18 protein-coding genes and 1 riboswitch are annotated in these 14,142 nt (G+C 70.1%); of the genes, 9 read left to right on the top strand and 9 right to left on the bottom strand.

Annotated features, from left to right (window positions below; all coding sequences use genetic code 11):
• Nucleotides 1-22 precede the first annotated feature (22 nt).
• Both ABD844_RS53320 and ABD844_RS30625 read right to left on the bottom strand, forming a co-directional pair.
• Entirely contained in the window at nucleotides 23-106 is an 84-nt protein-coding gene (locus ABD844_RS53320; RefSeq protein ID WP_311132608.1) for a putative leader peptide, read from the bottom strand.
• 198 nt (nucleotides 107-304) lie between these two features.
• Nucleotides 305-430 (bottom strand): hypothetical protein, encoded by a 126-nt coding sequence (locus ABD844_RS30625; RefSeq protein WP_344885868.1) that lies wholly within the window; start codon nucleotides 428-430, stop codon nucleotides 305-307.
• Nucleotides 431-486: 56 nt separating this feature from the next.
• Between ABD844_RS30625 and ABD844_RS30620 the strand changes: the two genes are divergently transcribed.
• The 4 genes from ABD844_RS30620 (at nucleotide 487) to glyA (ending at nucleotide 4,073) form a co-directional block, all read left to right on the top strand.
• On the top strand, nucleotides 487-1,272 hold the full coding sequence (locus tag ABD844_RS30620; RefSeq protein WP_344886104.1) for a TIGR03084 family metal-binding protein: 786 nt from the start codon (nucleotides 487-489) through the stop codon (nucleotides 1,270-1,272).
• 33 nt (nucleotides 1,273-1,305) lie between these two features.
• Complete coding sequence (locus ABD844_RS30615; RefSeq protein ID WP_344885865.1) at nucleotides 1,306-1,689, top strand: YccF domain-containing protein; 384 nt, start codon at nucleotides 1,306-1,308, stop codon at nucleotides 1,687-1,689.
• A gap of 66 nt (nucleotides 1,690-1,755) precedes the next feature.
• Nucleotides 1,756-2,694 carry a YihY/virulence factor BrkB family protein gene (locus tag ABD844_RS30610; RefSeq protein WP_344885862.1) on the top strand — a complete coding sequence of 313 codons (939 nt, stop codon included), beginning with the start codon at nucleotides 1,756-1,758 and terminating at the stop codon, nucleotides 2,692-2,694.
• Between the two features lie 20 nt (nucleotides 2,695-2,714).
• Nucleotides 2,715-2,797: riboswitch (ZMP/ZTP riboswitch) on the top strand.
• Nucleotides 2,798-2,822: 25 nt separating this feature from the next.
• Entirely contained in the window at nucleotides 2,823-4,073 is a 1,251-nt protein-coding gene (gene glyA, locus ABD844_RS30605; protein WP_344885858.1) for a serine hydroxymethyltransferase, read from the top strand.
• A 58-nt stretch (nucleotides 4,074-4,131) separates the two neighbouring features.
• Here the strand turns inward: glyA and ABD844_RS30600 are convergent, their stop codons facing one another.
• Together ABD844_RS30600 and ABD844_RS30595 are read right to left on the bottom strand one after the other, a co-directional pair.
• Nucleotides 4,132-4,947, bottom strand: coding sequence for an anti-sigma factor family protein (locus ABD844_RS30600; RefSeq protein WP_344885855.1), 816 nt, complete (start codon nucleotides 4,945-4,947; stop codon nucleotides 4,132-4,134).
• On the bottom strand, nucleotides 4,944-5,492 hold the full coding sequence (locus ABD844_RS30595; RefSeq protein WP_344885852.1) for a sigma-70 family RNA polymerase sigma factor: 549 nt from the start codon (nucleotides 5,490-5,492) through the stop codon (nucleotides 4,944-4,946). Before ABD844_RS30595 ends, ABD844_RS30600 begins: the two co-directional genes overlap by 4 nt.
• Nucleotides 5,493-5,781: 289 nt before the next feature.
• Here ABD844_RS30595 and rsgA point away from each other — a divergent pair, with 289 nt between their 5' ends.
• A complete protein-coding gene (gene rsgA, locus ABD844_RS30590; protein WP_344885849.1) occupies nucleotides 5,782-6,879 on the top strand; it encodes a ribosome small subunit-dependent GTPase A in 1,098 nt (365 codons plus the stop codon).
• A 201-nt stretch (nucleotides 6,880-7,080) separates the two neighbouring features.
• Nucleotides 7,081-7,716, top strand: a complete 636-nt coding sequence (locus tag ABD844_RS30585) for a phosphoribosyltransferase (RefSeq protein WP_344885846.1) — start codon at nucleotides 7,081-7,083, stop codon at nucleotides 7,714-7,716.
• Between the two features lie 56 nt (nucleotides 7,717-7,772).
• On the opposite strand, the gene ABD844_RS30580 is transcribed toward ABD844_RS30585, so the two are convergent.
• Complete coding sequence (locus ABD844_RS30580) at nucleotides 7,773-8,246, bottom strand: ATP-binding protein (protein WP_344885843.1); 474 nt, start codon at nucleotides 8,244-8,246, stop codon at nucleotides 7,773-7,775.
• Nucleotides 8,247-8,378: 132 nt separating this feature from the next.
• Between ABD844_RS30580 and ABD844_RS30575 the strand changes: the two genes are divergently transcribed.
• Together ABD844_RS30575 and ABD844_RS30570 are read left to right on the top strand one after the other, a co-directional pair.
• Nucleotides 8,379-9,260, top strand: coding sequence for a helix-turn-helix domain-containing protein (locus ABD844_RS30575; protein WP_344885840.1), 882 nt, complete (start codon nucleotides 8,379-8,381; stop codon nucleotides 9,258-9,260).
• A gap of 136 nt (nucleotides 9,261-9,396) precedes the next feature.
• Nucleotides 9,397-9,630: a DUF397 domain-containing protein gene (locus tag ABD844_RS30570; protein ID WP_344885837.1), complete on the top strand. Its 234-nt coding sequence runs from the start codon at nucleotides 9,397-9,399 to the stop codon at nucleotides 9,628-9,630.
• Between the two features lie 165 nt (nucleotides 9,631-9,795).
• Here ABD844_RS30570 and ABD844_RS30565 read toward each other — a convergent pair whose 3' ends face one another.
• Nucleotides 9,796-10,992, bottom strand: coding sequence for an esterase-like activity of phytase family protein (locus ABD844_RS30565; RefSeq protein WP_344885834.1), 1,197 nt, complete (start codon nucleotides 10,990-10,992; stop codon nucleotides 9,796-9,798).
• 316 nt (nucleotides 10,993-11,308) lie between these two features.
• Between ABD844_RS30565 and ABD844_RS30560 the strand changes: the two genes are divergently transcribed.
• The gene (locus ABD844_RS30560) at nucleotides 11,309-11,563 is read left to right on the top strand and encodes an NUDIX hydrolase (RefSeq protein WP_344885831.1); all 255 of its coding nucleotides are present in this window, start codon (nucleotides 11,309-11,311) and stop codon (nucleotides 11,561-11,563) included.
• Between the two features lie 110 nt (nucleotides 11,564-11,673).
• On the opposite strand, the gene ABD844_RS30555 is transcribed toward ABD844_RS30560, so the two are convergent.
• The 3 genes from ABD844_RS30555 to ABD844_RS30545 form a co-directional block, all read right to left on the bottom strand.
• Nucleotides 11,674-11,985 carry a WhiB family transcriptional regulator gene (locus tag ABD844_RS30555; protein ID WP_080036407.1) on the bottom strand — a complete coding sequence of 104 codons (312 nt, stop codon included), beginning with the start codon at nucleotides 11,983-11,985 and terminating at the stop codon, nucleotides 11,674-11,676.
• A 99-nt stretch (nucleotides 11,986-12,084) separates the two neighbouring features.
• Nucleotides 12,085-12,954, bottom strand: coding sequence for a sucrase ferredoxin (locus ABD844_RS30550; RefSeq protein WP_344885828.1), 870 nt, complete (start codon nucleotides 12,952-12,954; stop codon nucleotides 12,085-12,087).
• A 103-nt stretch (nucleotides 12,955-13,057) separates the two neighbouring features.
• Nucleotides 13,058-14,142, bottom strand: a 1,085-nt coding sequence (locus ABD844_RS30545) for a glycerol-3-phosphate dehydrogenase/oxidase (protein WP_344885825.1), incomplete at its 5' end; no start/stop codon positions are given.

The following is a 14,142-nucleotide window of genomic DNA, read 5'->3' as shown; positions in this document are numbered from 1 at the left end:
CGCTCAGCGGAAAAGATGTGGATTAGCGGGCGTCGCAACAGATGGCACTGCGGACACGCTGAAGGTCGACGTGGCGTCGACCGACGAGCATGGGGTCCGCTGGCATGCTTCGAGATTACTCCGGCTGTCCGGGATGTCCAAGACGGGGTCCAGAGTGTGGGATAGTGTCAGCCGCCCGATCCCGCCCCACGGGGCCTCCTGCGGGCCATCTGAGGGCCCTCTCGCGGCCTTCTGGCAGTTTCTTACCGTCCAGGCTTCTTGTCGTCCAGGCTTTCGTGTCGTCCGGGCTTCGTGTCGTCCGGGCTCAGCCCTGGCGCGGCCAGTCGAGGTCCGACTCCTCGGGCTGCGGCTCCTCCTGGTGCTGGCAGTCGCACCAGGAGCCGCCACGGCAGTCCTCGTGCCGCTTGTCCTTGCAGCTCTCGCAGATCACATTTCGCATTATTCTCCCGGAACGTTGCTCTGGTTAGGCTGGCGCGCGTGAACCTCATGGCGGAATTACTCGGTGACCTGCGCGCGGAGACGGAGTCCTTCGAGGCGCTGCTCCAGCCACTCGGCGACGGCGACTGGGAGTGGCCCACGCCCGCGGCGGGATGGGCGATCCGCGATCAGGTGAGCCATCTGGCCTGGTTCGACGACGCCGCCGTGCTGGCGGCCACCGACCCGGCCGCCTACCACGCCTCGGTGGCGGGCATGCGCTCGGTCGACGAGATCGCGGTCCGGTCGCGCGGGATGCCGCCGGGCGAGCTGCGCGCCTGGTTCCTGGCGTCGCGGGTCAGGAGCCTGGAGGCGTTCGCCACGCTGGGCGCCCGCGACCGGCTGCCGTGGTTCGGGCCGGACATGTCGGCCGCCTCGTTCGTCACCGCGCGGCTCATGGAGACGTGGGCGCACGGCCAGGACGTGGCCGACGCGCTCGGCGTCACCAGGGAGCCGGCGGCCCGGCTGCGGCACGTGGCCATGCTGGGGTTCAGGGCCCGCCCGTTCAGCTTTGCCGCGCGGGGGCTGCCCGTGCCGGCCGACCCCGTACGCGTGGAGCTGGCCGTGCCGGGCGGCGGCACCTGGACGGCGGGGCCGCTGGAGGCGCCCGGCGTCGTACGCGGGAGCCTGCTCGACTTCTGCCTCGTCGTCACCCAGCGCATCCACCTGTCGGACACCGGGCTGGAGCTGACCGGCGAGCCCGCGCGGGCCTGGATGGAGATCGCGCAGGCGTTCGCCGGGCCTCCTGGACAGGGGCGAAGCCCCAAGTCAGGGGAATATCAGGGGCATACCGGATGACGCGTACGGCATGATCCGTGACATCGTGTGAGCATGCGCACAATCCTGAACGTCATCTGGCTGGTGTTCGCGGGAGTCTGGCTGGCCATCGGATACGCCCTGGCCGGGATCATCTGTTGCATCCTCATCGTCACGATCCCGTTCGGCATCGCCTCGTTCAGGATCGCCGCCTACGCGCTGTGGCCCTTCGGCCGCACCGTCGTACGCGACCCGGACGCCGGCGTGTTCTCCCTGCTGGGCAACGTCATCTGGTGCGTCGTCGCCGGCATCTGGCTCGCCATCGGCCACGTCATCACCTCGATCCCCCTGTTCATCTCCATCATCGGCATCCCCATGGGCGTGGCCAACCTCAAGCTCATCCCGGTCTCCCTTCTCCCGCTGGGCGCGCGCATCGTGGACAACGACCAGAGCAGGTAAAACGACCAGAGCAGGTAATGGGACGTAAGCTGTCCCGGAGACTCACTGCGAATACCGTTGGGTGCCATGACGTCCACCGAAGCGCCTCCCCGAGCCAAGCGCGGGCTCGTCTCCAACGCCCGCGCCAGGCTGAGCTGGGTGCTCGACACCAAGTCGTGGGCGACCGTGCGCGCGGCCACGAACGCCGGCGTCACCTACCGCGTCACCGGCCTGGCCGGTGAGGCCGCGTTCTTCGCGCTGCTGTCGCTGCCCCCGTTCGTGCTGGGCCTGATCGGCGTGCTGGGCAAGCTCGGCACCTGGCTCGGGCCCGGCGTGGTCACCCAGGTGAAGACGTGGGTGATCGAGCAGGCGGGGCTGCTGTTCACCGACGACGCCGTCAACAAGGTGATCAACCCGCTCATCACCGACGTGCTCAGCGACGACGCGGGCAAGGTGTCGATCATCTCGCTGGGCTTCCTGCTGTCGCTCTGGTCCGGCTCCCGGGCCCTGTACGTCTTCGTCGACCTCATCTCGGTCGCCTACGGGCTAGGGGAGGAGCGCGGCATCATCCGCACCCGGCTGATGTCGTTCGGCCTCTACGTCATCGGCCTGCTCGTCGGGATCGTCGTCATGCCGATCCTCGTCGTCGGCCCCACGCTGATCAGAGACGCGCTCCCCGCCGACTACGGCGTCCTGATCGACGTGCTCTACTGGCCGATCGTCATCGTCGGCTCGGTGCTGTTCCTGACCGTGCTCTACCACGTCAGCGTCCCTGTGCGCACGAAGTGGTACCGCGAGCTGCCCGGGGCCATCCTGGCGCTGTTCCTGTGGATCGTGTGCGCGGCGGTGCTGCGCGCGGTGCTGGCGGCGTGGTTCTCGCCCGTCTCGGTGTACGGCTCGCTGGCCGCCCCCATCGCGCTGCTGCTCTGGCTCTACATCACGGCGCTGGCCGTGCTCATCGGGGCCATACTCAACGCCGAGGTGGACCGGCTCTGGCCCGGCGTGAGCCGTACGTCGCAGGGCTGACCTCAGGCCCGATAGGGTGCTAGGCGAGACGCGACTGGCGCATTGGGTGGGATCGACCACCAGGGAGCGGAGGGAGCGGAGGCCGTGCGCCTGGGTCTTCGCAGATCATCAATGATGACAGGAGAGTCATGGGTTCTCTCGCCAGCGTCGACCCGCAGATCGCCGAGCTCATCAAGGCGGAGGAGCGTCGTCAGGCTGACACAGTCAAGCTGATCGCGTCCGAAAACTACGTGTCCAAGGCCGTGCTCGAGGCCACCGGCACCGTGCTGACCAACAAATACTCCGAGGGCTACGCGGGCAAGCGCTACTACGAGGGCCAGCAGGTCATCGACCAGATCGAGACCCTGGCGATCGAGCGAGCCAAGTCGCTGTTCGGCGTCAACCACGCCAACGTCCAGCCCTACTCCGGCTCGCCCGCCAACCTCGCCGTCTACATGGCCTTCCTGCAGCCCGGCGACACCGTGATGGGCATGGGCCTGCCGTTCGGCGGCCACCTGACCCATGGCTGGTCGGTCTCGGCCACCGGCAAGTGGTTCACCCCGGTCCGCTACGGCGTACGCAAGGACACCGGGCGCATCGACCTCGACGAGGTCCGCGCGCTCGCGCTGGAGCACCGGCCCAAGCTGATCTTCTGCGGTGGCACCGCGATCCCGCGCACGATCGACTTCGAGGGCTTCGCGTCGATCGCCCACGAGGTCGGCGCCGTGCTGGCGGCCGACATCGCCCACATCGCGGGCCTGGTCGCCGGCGGCGCCCACCCGTCCCCGGTCGGGCACGCCGACGTGATCTCCACGACCACCCACAAGACCCTGCGCGGCCCGCGCGGCGCCATGCTCATGGCCACGGCCGACGAGCACGCCACGGCGCTCAACAAGGCGGTCTTCCCCGGCCTGCAGGGCGGCCCTCACAACCACACCACCGCCGCCATCGCGGTCGCGCTGCACGAGGCCGCCCAGCCGGCCTTCCGCGACTACGCCCACCAGATCGTCCGCAACGCCAAGGCCCTGGCCGACGAGTTGGGCTCGCGCGGCTTCGACCTCGTCTCCGGCGGCACCGACAACCACCTGATCCTGCTCGACCTCACGCCCAAGGGCATCGGCGGCAAGCCGGCCGCGCAGGCGCTCGACCGCGCCGGGCTGGAGACCAACTACAACACGGTGCCCTTCGACACCCGCAAGCCCTTCGACCCCTCGGGCATCCGCATCGGCACGCCGTCGGTCACCTCGCGCGGCATGGGCGAGGCGGAGATGCGGCAGATCGGCGCCTGGATGGACGAGGTCGTCACGGCCCTGGCCAAGGGCGACGCCGAAGACGTCATCACCCGGGTCCACCACGAGGTCAGCGAGCTGACGGCCCAGTTCCCCACCCCGGGCCTGTAACGACCCGGGGCCGCGAAGCGCCCTCCCACCAGCGGTGAGAGGGCCTTCGCCGAGCCGGTCAGAGCGTGATGGTGAGCAGTTTCCTGCCCTCGGAGGTGACCACCTCGAAGTGGTCGACGTCCGTGAGCTTCGTGGCGCTGCCGCCGTGCATGTAGAGGGGGTCGGGTGAGCCCGGCACTCCGTACCCGGCTGGAGGTACGGACCACCCGGTCATCACCCGGCGCTCGCCCGACTTGGCGACCGAGACCAGCTCGCATTCCAGCGGTCCCTTCACCCCGGCCAGCCTGAGTGCCGCGTGCGTGCCCCATCCCTTGGACTCCACGACCAGCCCGCCGGTCACGCCGTCGACCCCCTTGCCCTCGATGGGACGGCCCTCGGCGTAGAACTGCTCGGCCGGGCCCGGATGGCCGCCCATGTGGCCGCCGTGTCCCTGGGCGACCTGGGGTTGCTCGCCGGTGGCGAGCTGGGTGCCGATCGCCAGGCCGCCCGCCACCAGGGTGACCGCCGCCGCCACCCCGATCACGAACGTCCCCCGCCGCGTCCGCCGGTCGGCCGCCCTCTTGCGCCGCAGCAGGTCGACGACGTCGTCCTCACGGTCGTCGAAGCGGTCGTCGAAGCGGTCGTCGGTCCGGTTCTCGGAACGGACGTCGGAGCGGTCGTCGGAGCGGTCGTTGGAGCGGTCGTCGTAAAGGAGACCCAGGTTCGCGACGGAGCTGATCTCGTGCAGCACGTCGGCCACCCCTGCCAGCTCCGACAACTCGTGCCGGCAGGAGGCACAGCCGAGGAGATGGGTGTCGAAGGCCAGTCGGTCGTCCTCGTCCAGCAGTCCGAGCGCGTACGCGCCCACGTCCGTGTGCTCGACTCTCGACGTCACACCGTCACCCCCCGCTCCTCCAGCGCGATGCGCAGCGCGCGTACGGCGTAGTAGACCCGGGACTTCACGGTGCCCACCGGGATGCCCAGCGCCTCGGCGGCGTCGTTGACCGACCGATCGCGCAGGATCGTCTCGTTGAGGATCTCGCGGTGCGCCGGCGACAACGCCTTCAGCGCCTCGGACACGACCACCTGGTGCAGCAGTCCCTCCATCTCGTCGGGGACGGGCAGACTCTCCAGAGGCCCGTCGCCCGACTCCCGGGGACGGACGTCCCTGCGCCGCCGCTCATCGATCACGATACGTCTGGCGACCGTGGCGAGCCAGGGCATCAACGACACCGCGTCAGGGTCGAGCCGCTCGGCGCTGCGCCACGCCCGGATCATGGTCTCCTGCACCACGTCTTCCGCCCACTGCCGATCGCCCGCGGTCAGCCGGATCACGAAGGCCAGCAGCGGCCTGTGGTATTCCCGGTAGAGCGCGGACACGACCACCTCGTCGTCCGGGCGTACGCGCCGGATCCGGTGACGTAAGCGCGGCTTGCCCATCGGGGCGGCTCCCTCGGCCGAGGGCGGGGGATACGTGCTGGTTCGCATCATTCCCCTTTCTCAGTCCGTCGGCAGGTGGTACGGCCGGCCGCCCCGGCACGGTTCAACGGATCGCGGAAGATAATCCGTTTGCGTCACCGGGGAAGGCGTGAGTTAGAGTCGCCTCGGAAACCGATCGAGGAGGTGAGGGCTATGCGGGTCACCGTCTTCAGCGTGCCTTCAGTCCACCTCCGGGCGCTCGTCTGAGCGACCCCGTTTCACCTCCTTCTCGATCAAAGGTCTCACTACGTTGTCTTACGATCTTTCGCTGCTCGGCTGGAACGACCTGCGCGCCGCCGACCTGCCCACCGACACCGTCCCCGCCCGCGTCTCGCGCGTCGACCGCGGCGCCGCCGAGGTGATCGCGGCCGACGGCCAGCACCACGCCAAATACGGCGCCCGCGTACGCCGGGCCTCCGCCACCGACCCGGTCGCGCTGCCGTGCGTCGGCGACTGGGCCGCGCTCAGATGGCTGCCCGAGGGCCGCTACGAGCTCGACGAGGTGCTGCCGAGGAGCACCGCGTTCGTCCGGGGCGGCGTGAGCCGCGACTCGGTCGGCGGCCTGTCGGGCGACGGCCAGGGCCAGGTGCTCGCGGCCAACGTCGACGTCGTCTTCGTGGCCGAGCCGTCGATGCACGCGGCGGACTTCGCCGACCTCGGCCGCATCGAGCGCCTAGTCGCCCTGGCCTGGGAGTCCGGCGGCACGCCCGTGGTGCTCGTCACCAAGTCCGACCTGTTCGACGACGGCCTCGACGACCTGCTCGCCGACGTCCGCACGGCCGCGCCCGGCGTGGCCGTGCACGCGGTCTCCTCGCTGCTCGGCGACGGGGTGGAGCTGGCCGCCGGCTACCTCGGCGGCTCGCGTACCGCCGTCATCCTGGGCCCGTCCGGGGCGGGCAAGTCCACTCTGGTCAACGCGCTGGCAGTGGGCGAGGTCATGGAGACCCAGCAGGTACGCGCGGGCGACGGGCGCGGCAGGCACACCACCGCGCACCGCGAGCTGATCCTGCTGCCCGGGGGCGGGCTGGTCATCGACACGCCGGGCATCCGGCGGATCGGCCTCTACGACATCGGGGAAGGCGTCGACCGCGTCTTCGCGGACATCGAGGAGCTGGCCCAGCGGTGCCGGTTCGGCGACTGCGGGCACACCAGCGAGCCGGAATGCGCGGTGCTGACGGCGCTGGAAAGCGGGGAGCTGCCCGAACGGCGCCTGGAGAGCTGGCGCAAGCTCCAGCGCGAGGCGGCGTGGATGGCCTCCAGGACGGACGCCCGGCTGCGTAAAGAGCAGCAGAACAAGTGGAAGGTCATCACCAAGGAAATGCGCCGCTCCGGCCGCAACCGCCCCTGACCAGCGCAGACGCGGGTTGGGCGGCGCGGGCGTGCGGACTTCGGCCGCGACCGGCCTTGATCGGCGCGGGCGCGGGTTGGATGGGAGCGCGGGCTTCGGCCGCAACCGCCCCTGACCGCCCCTGACCAGCGTGGACGCGGAGGGTCGTAGATACGCGGGCGGGGGAGGCGAGGAGCGGGTGTCAGCGGGTAGGCAAAGGCTATGGAGCTCTTCGCGGACAGGGCCGAGGCGGGGGAGCTGCTCGCCAGGCGGCTGAGGGACACGCACGACCCCGTGATCCTCGCCCTGCCCCGTGGCGGCGTGGCGGTGGCCGTACCCATCGCGCGCCGCCTCGGCGCCGTGCTCGACGTGCTGGTGACCAGGAAGATCGGCTATCCCCTGGCTCCCGAGCTGGGGGTCGGCGCGATCGCGGAGGGCGGCGAGCCGGTGTTCGACCTGGGGCTGCTGGAGCGCCTGGGCATGACGCCCGAGTCCGTCGCCGACGTGGTGGAGCACGAGCGGCGCGAGCTGGCCCGCCGGGTGCGCGCCTATCGCGGCGACCGGCCCCTGCCGCCGCTCGAAGGGCGGGAGGTGATCGTGGTGGACGACGGCCTGGCCACCGGCGGCACCGCGCGGGCGGCGCTCAGGGCGGTGGCGCGGGTCCCCGCGGCGAAGCCCGCCAAGGTGACGCTGGCCGTGCCCGTGGGGACGCGTGCCACCGTCGAGTCGCTGCGGGAGGAGGCCGACGAGGTGGTGGTGCTGAGCACGCCACCCGACTTCAGGGCGGTCGGCCAGTGGTACGAGCACTTCGACCAGCTCACCGACGCCGACGTACTCCGCCTGCTGGGCCGCGACTGATCGAGGAGCGCGCCGGGGGCCGCGACTGATCGGGGAGCGCCGGGGGCCGCGACCGGTCAGCCCGTGATGACGGCCCAGACGAGCTTGCGGGCACCTCCCGGCGAGAGCCACCCCCACGCCGAGCAGAGGGCGTCCACCAGTCGTAACCCGCGCCCGTACTCGGAGAACACGTCGGGTGTGGCCGTCACCGGCACGGTGCGGCTGTGGTCGGCCACCACGCACGCCAGCTCGGGCCCGTGGCAGAGCAGGCGCAACTGCGCGGCCCCGCCCCCGTGCCGCATCGCGTTGGTGACCAGCTCCGAGACGACCAACTGGGCGTCGAACGCCAGCTCAGGCGCCCCCCAGGCGCCGAGCGTCTGATCGACGAACCGCCGGGCCGTCGCGACGCACGCGGGCTCCAGCGCCGTACGTTGCTGAAACGGGAAAACGGCGTCACACTCACTGGGACGGCCCTCCACCAGGATGGTGGAGAGCCATCCTGGAGGCCGGGCACCGATGGCGGCCTGCGGCCGTGCGTCGAAAGTCGTCATCCTGGCCCCCGAGGCGCGGTCTGGTGATCCAATGCCCATCTTTACGGGGAGTGCTGACCGATGCAAGACTTTTCGTAGTTTACGGATGCGAAGAGCAAATGCACGTGCAGACGATCTAGGGGAGCGGACGGCGTGAGCGCTCAGAGCACGGAAGGGAAACTTCTCAGCCATTCGCAGGGAAGCCCGACGGTGCTGCGGATCCTGCTGGGGACCCAATTGCGCAGGCTCCGCACGGAGAAGGGCATCTCACGCGAAGACGCGGGATATTCGATTCGCGCGTCCCACGCCAAGATCAGCAGGCTGGAGCTCGGGCAGGTCAGCTTCAAGCAGCGCGACGTAGCCGACCTGCTGACCCTGTACGGCGTCACCGACCCCGCCGAGCGCGAGGCGCTGCTCGACCTGGCCAAGCAGGCCAACGCCCCCGGCTGGTGGCACAAGTACGGCGACCTGCTGCCCGCCTGGTTCGAGGTCTACATCGGCCTGGAGGGCGCCGCCTCCGGCATCCGTACCTATGAGAACCAGTTCATCCCCGGCCTGCTCCAGACGCCCGCCTACGCCAGGGCGGTGATCGAGCTGGCCCATGAGAAGGCGCCCAGGGCCGAGCTGGACCGCCGCGTGGCGCTGCGCACCACCCGGCAGGAGCGGCTGGAGAGCGGCCTGAAGCTCTGGGCCGTGATCGACGAGGCCGTCGTACGCCGCATGCTGGGCGGCCCCGACACCATGCGCGAGCAGATCACCCATCTCCTCGACATCACCGAGGAGCACAACGTCACCGTGCAGATGATCCCGTTCGACCGTGGCGGGCACGCGGCGGCCGGAGGCCCGTTCAGCATTCTGCGCTTCCCCGAGCGCGAGCTGCCCGACGTCGTCTACATGGAGCAGCTCACCAGCGCCCTCTACCTGGACAAACCCGCCGACTCCGACCACTACATGGAGGTCATGGACCGGCTGAGCATCCAGGCGGACGAGCCGGAGGCGACCAGACGCTTCCTGGAACGCCTACTTTCCGGATAAGCCGCCGATATCACCTGTGATCCACTCCATAGCGGGATTTTTGGTCATCCGGTATATGGAGCACTTCTTGCTGCCGTATTGTCTGCTCGCAAACGCGGATGCACGTGCATCCGCGAGAGCGCGAGGAGCTGCCCCCATGCACGAGTTCCGGAACGGAACGCCCGCCGGCCGCCTTCCCGTCGTCTGGCGCAAGAGCAAGAGGAGCAACCCCAACGGCAACTGCGTCGAGGTCGCAGACCTGCCCACGGGGGACATCGCCATGCGTAACTCACGCTTCCCCGAAGGGCCCGCCCTGGTCTACACCCGGGCCGAGATCGCCGCGTTCGTCCTCGGGGCCAAGGACGGGGAGTTCGACGATCTCATCGTCTGACCCTCGCCCGGCCGACCCTATTTCGGTCGGCTTGGGGATGGTTTTCGGACATGGTTCTCGTGACGGAGATCGCCCCGAGGTCCGGAGACTCGGCAAGGCCCCGGACCCGTCACGGGAGAACGGTCCCGGTGGTGGCGCGGGTGCGCCGCGCCACCACGGGTGGTGTCACCGGTAGACGCGGGGGTCGGCCTGCAGGCCGCGCGTCAGCCGTACGGTGATGAACTCGTTGTTGTCCGGCTTGCCGGGCGTGCGGCCGTTGGAGAAGGGGAAGTTGTTGTCGTCGAGGACGCCGAGCGTGCGGTCGTTCAGGATGACCACGTCCTCGATCGTCTGGAACGGGAACCTGAACGTGCCCGGCGCACCGCCGAGCCCACGCGGGTCGGCGAGGTCGAGCAGGTCGGCGACCAGGGTCTTGTCCAGCGCGCCGTCGTGGTCCTTGTCGCGCGTGTCGGCCAGGTAGATGCGCTTGACCTTGGCGGCGTCGCCCTGGAGGTTGTCCCGCTCGATGATCAGGAAGCGGTTCGCGTCCACCGCGATCGCGTCGCCGATGGCGTGCGAGGGGTCGTCCAGCCGGTACGTCCAGCGGTGGTTCGTGTAGGCCCGCTTGCGCAGGTCGAACTCGTACATGCGCAGCGTGCCCGCGGGGTCGCCGCTCACCGTGCCCTCCAGCAGCGGGTAGAGGCGGCGGCCGTCCACGGACCTGGCCATGCCCTCGAAGCCCTTGCTGCTGCCGAGGTTGGGCTGGCCGCCGTTCAGGTCGGGGTTCTCGGGGGCCTTGACGCCGGGCAGCGCGATCGGGGCCTCCATCAGGCGGCCCTTGTGGTCGAAGTGCAGCAGGAACGGGCCGAACTCGTCGCCGATCCAGTACGTGCCGTCCACCGTGCGCACGATCGACTCGACGTCGAAGTCGGCGCCGGTCAGCGTACGGTCCTGGCGGGTCAGCGGGAACGGCACCAGCCCGCGCGGGTCGGTCAGGTTGAAGCCGCCGACCACCTTGACGGACTTGGCCGAGAAGTCCGGCTTGACGCGGTGGACGCGGAGCAGGAAGTCCGAGCTGTTGGCCTTGTTGCCGTAGCCGTTGTCGGACAGGACGTCGAACGTGCCGTCGTCGCGGCGCACGATGCCGCTGAAGCCCTGCACGGGCTGGCCGGAGAAGGGCGGCGTGACGCCGTTGACCGGGGCGGTGCCGAGGAGCGACCCTGAGGGCTCGCTGCCGGGGACGAAGGTCAGCGCGGGCAGTGAGGCGAACCCGGTGAGCGTGGCCTGGCCGAAGCCGCTCCGGTCGGGGGTCGCGGCGGCGGGGGCGGCGGCCAGGCCGAGGGCCAGCGCGCCCGCGCACATGAGGGTGGCGATGCGTTTCATGGCGGGCACCCTAGGGCGGCCACATGACGCCATCCCGAACGGACGGCAACGGACAATTACGGCGAAGTGTCTGACGGGTCCGGATGGGCGGGAGGATGCCTCTGTGTCGGATTCGTCGGGATTGTGGGTGGGGTTGATTTGTGGCGGGCGGGGTGGAATGTGGGTGGGGGGATGGAATGTGCGCGGGGGGATGGTTGCGCGAGTTGTCCGGGCGCATGCGGAGTTCGGGGCACATGCGGAGAAGGTGTGCGTCGGCGAATTTGTCGGACCGGTCCGCTAATGTGCCACCCGTGAGGACAGGACGCGGGGATGCCGGATGGGCATGGGCGTGCCGCCGGTGAAGCCGTACCAGCACGGCCACGTGGAGGACGTGGCCGGGCTGGAGGGCGTGCCCATGCGCATGGCGGTGTGCACCGCCAGGCCGGGCGGGAGTCCGGAGCCGGGCGCCGAACCTGCGACGCCGGGCTGGACCGACGGGTGCGGCGGCCTCGGGCGGAGGCCGCCGCCATCGGTGCGCCATCACGTGCTTCCCCTGCCGTCGGGCGCGGGGATCGTGAAGGGACTCACCTGATCAGGCAGTTGTCCCGACCGGGTTCGCCGGAGCCTGGGCATGGAGAGCCAGGCGCCGGCTCATCGGGACAACTGCGTGATCACGCGATGATGGTGACGCTGCCGGGTGTGTCAGGCGGCGGAGATGCCGGCGCTGGCCGCGCGGCGCATGCGACGGCGACGCTCGCTGGCGCGCTCGTCCTCGTTGAGACCGCCCCACGTGCCGTACTTCTCGGGCCGGGACAGCGCGTAGTCAAGGCACTCGTTGCGGACAGGGCACTGGGCGCAGATCGCCTTGGCCTTCCGCTCACGTACGTCACGCTCGGGCTGCCGCTCCCCATCGGGGCCGAAGAAGAGCACGAGGTCCTCACCCCGGCACGCGGCATCATCCTGCCAACCCCAACTGGGGCGGGGGCGGGCGAGCTGCCGACGTACCTGAGACATGAGAAAACCACCTTCGTGAGAGGTATTTCGTAATTGAGCCGCATTGGACGCTTTTGGCGTCACTGTTCCAACGCAATGCCGGGCCGTGATGTTCCCTGGTCAGGTGAGGGCGGGCGTGGCGTACCGTACAGGCGTGAGCCTGTCCAGCGAAACCAGCCGGTAGGTGGTGATCGTCTCGGCGCAAGCCGTACCACACGGCGCTGTGAACGCCGATGGCTCAACCACAACCTGGAGCCGGACGTCGCCGCAGCGCACGATCGCTTCGGTGACGTCGCCGTCCGTCCTGGAGGATTCCACGGCCACCGCGCCGACGGAGCACTCTCCCGTATGGGCTCGGGCGAAGTGCTCGACGGCCTGCAATGGCTCAGGGATGCCTGCGCGCCCCCGGTAGCGGTCGAGGGTGACCTCGCCCGACCGGTACGCGTTAGCCGCTGCCAGTGCAGCAGCCTGAGACATGCTGCCGTAGAAAATTCCGTGTGGCAAGCACACGAGGTTGGCGGCGTAACGATCGCCGCCAACGTGTGACGTTTCCCACACTCTGTCCGGCAGACTTTCGGCCAGGGACCGGGCGAGGGGTAGTCCAATGCGGGCGCAGCACACATTGCGCTTGGCGTGCGTGCAGACCAGAAATACCGGCTCGTCTTCAAGTATGCAGGACTCCGGGACCACTCCGGCCACCAGCGCGTCCAGGTCAAGATCGTCGGGACCTGCGACGACGCCCTGCGCCAGCCATGGGCGATCGCCCTCCGCGTACGCCACTAGCACACGGATTCCCTGCTCCCGTGGGCGGGTCCGCCTGCCGGGGCGGCGGATCAACTGGGGCCTGATACCGCGTTCGAGCGCTCTCCGGACGAGTTTCGAGATTTCTTCAGGAAGTTCGTGGTTTTCCAAGCGCGAAGGCCAGGCTCCGGTGTATTCGACGAGCAGCCACAGCCTGGCTCCCACGGTGGCGCTGGCCAGTGTGGGCATCTCCCCGGTGTGGCACCCGATCGGATGCTCGCAGCCGCTTGCCAACGCGCGTACCCCTTCCTTGATCCGACTTAGGTAAGACTAACCTAACGGATCAGTGGGTTTACGCGCGGGGGATTCGGTCCAGCACCTCCCGTGCGGTGGGCAGCGCGCGGTCCCTGTCCCGCTCGACCAGGCCGATCCTGGTCCGCCGGTCCAGGAGGTCGCCCTCGTCGAGCGCACCCTCGTGCAGGACCGACCAGAGCAGCTCGCCCTTGGTGAGCCCGAGCCCGACCTCCTCGGGGTGCCTGTCGACCAGTTCGCGTACGAAGGCGGCCTCCGCGCCGTACCGCTCGGCCAGGCGGCGCGGCACCCCGGACGGCCGTGGCCCCGCGCCCACGAGCGGGATCCGCCGCGTACGGCACCGCCCGGCCCGGAGGTCCCCGGACGAGACCGCTCGATCCACGGCGTCCTCGGCCATACGCCGATATGTCGTCAGCTTGCCCCCCACGACGGTCACGAGACCGCCCTCGGAGAACACCGCGTGCCTGCGCGACAGGTCGGCCGTCCTGCCGTCTGCCGCCAGAAGGGGCCTGAGGCCCGCGTACGCGCCCGCAACCGCCTCTCTGGTCACCGGTACCTCAACCACCCCGTTCAACACCTCCAGAAGCGCTCTCACGTCCTCCTCGGGCGCTTCGGGGACGTCGGGCACGGGCCCGTCCACCGGTTCGTCGGTCAGGCCGACGTGGATGCGGCCGTCGGGCTGGGGCAGCACGAGCGCGAACCGGTTGCTCTCGCCCGGCAGCGGCAGGTGCAGCCCCGCGATCAGCCCCGGCAGCGTCCCCTGCGGCAGGACGAGGTGCGTGCCACGGGACGGTCGCAGCTTCACCTGCGGATCCAGCGTGCCCGCCCACACCCCGGTGGCGTTGATCACCACCTTGGCGCGGATGGTGAACTCCTCGCCCGTCAGCTCGTCGCGCACCTCGGCGCCCTGGCCGGTCAGCCGGAGCGCGCGGCACCGGGTCAGCACGTACGCCCCGTGCGCGGCGGCGGTCCTGGCGATGGCCACCACCAGGCGGGCGTCGTCGAGCAGCCGGCCGTCCCACGACAGCAGCGCGCCGCGCAGGCCGTCGCGGGACAGGACGGGCGCCAGCGTGCGGGCGCGGGCCGCGTTGAGCCGGGTCGGCCCTGGCAGCAGGCGGCGCGGGG

It is taken from the genome of Nonomuraea antimicrobica (assembly GCF_039536965.1).
GTDB lineage: Bacteria > Actinomycetota > Actinomycetes > Streptosporangiales > Streptosporangiaceae > Nonomuraea > Nonomuraea antimicrobica.
This window is presented reverse-complemented; position numbering and strand designations above follow the sequence as displayed.